The organism is Pelomonas margarita (assembly GCF_043555875.1).
Classification (GTDB): domain Bacteria; phylum Pseudomonadota; class Gammaproteobacteria; order Burkholderiales; family Burkholderiaceae_C; genus Pelomonas; species Pelomonas margarita.
Genome location: NZ_JBIGHW010000047.1, coordinates 1 through 1,250, shown reverse-complemented (window position 1 = coordinate 1,250; position 1,250 = coordinate 1). Strand labels below are relative to the sequence as shown.

The window sequence follows — 1,250 nt, the reverse complement described above, 5'->3', positions numbered from 1 at the left end:
GTGCGGAACTCCTTCCACTCCGTCACGATCAGCAGCGCGTCCGCGCCCTGCAGCGCCGCGTCGGCGCGCTCCACCAGCGTCACGTCGTCGCGCGGGCCCAGCACCCGCGCCGTCTCGGGCATGGACACCGGGTCGTACGCCGCCACCGTCGCGCCGCGCTTCGTCAGCTCGTCGATGACCACCAGCGCCGGCGCCTCGCGCATGTCGTCGGTGTTGGGCTTGAAGGCCAGGCCCCAGATCGCGAAGCGCCGGCCCGTCAGGTCTGCGCCGAAGCGCTCCACCACCTTGTCCACCAGCACGCGCTTCTGGCGCTCGTTGGCCTCTTCCACGGCCGTCAGCACCTTCAGCGGGATGCCGGTGTCGGCCGCAGCCTTCACCAGCGCCTTCACGTCCTTGGGGAAGCAGGAGCCGCCGTAGCCGGCGCCGGCGTACAGGAACTGGTAGCCAATGCGCGGGTCGGAGCCGATGCCGCGCCGCACCAGCTCGATGTCGGCGCCCACGCGCTCGGCCAACAGCGCCAGCTCGTTCATGAAGCTGATGCGCGTGGCCAGCATCGCGTTGGCCGCGTATTTGGTGAACTCGGCGCTGCGCACGTCCATCACCAGCATGCGGTCCTGCGTGCGGTTGAAGGGGGCGTACAGCGCCCGCATCATCAGCGTGGCCTGCTCGTCGTCCGAGCCCACGATGATGCGGTCGGGCTTCATGAAGTCCTCCACCGCCGCGCCTTCCTTCAGGAACTCGGGGTTGGACACCACCGCGTAGCCCATGCCGCCCAGGCCGCGCTTTTCCAGCTCTTCCTTGACGGCGGCGCGCACCTTGTCGGCCGTGCCCACGGGCACCGTGCTCTTGTCGACGATGACCTTGTAGTCCGTCATGCGCTGGCCGATGGAGCGGGCGGCCGCCACCACGTATTGCAGGTCGGCCGAGCCGTCTTCATCGGGCGGCGTGCCCACGCCGATGAACAGAACAGTGCCGTGCTGCACGGCCTGGTCCACGTCCGTTGTGAACTGCAGGCGGCCGGCGGCCACATTGCGCCGCACCACCGCGTCCAGCCCCGGCTCGTGGATGGGGATGCCGCCCTCGTTGAGGATGCGGATCTTCTCGGGGTTCACGTCCAGGCACACCACATGGTTGCCCATCTCGGCCAGGCAGGCCCCGGTGACCAGGCCCACGTAGCCCGTGCCGATGGCGGTGACTTTCATTCGTTGTCCTCGTTCAATAAAACCGCGTGGGGCGGGTCACGACCCGCC

Annotated in this window: 1 protein-coding gene; it reads right to left on the bottom strand. The window is 69.0% G+C overall.

Features of this window, described 5'->3' with window-relative positions; all coding sequences use genetic code 11:
* Positions 1 to 1,202 (bottom strand): UDP-glucose dehydrogenase family protein (locus tag ACG0Z3_RS23140; protein ID WP_394402407.1); only part of this gene is annotated, 1,202 nt, incomplete at its 3' end.
* Positions 1,203 to 1,250 lie beyond the last annotated feature (48 nt).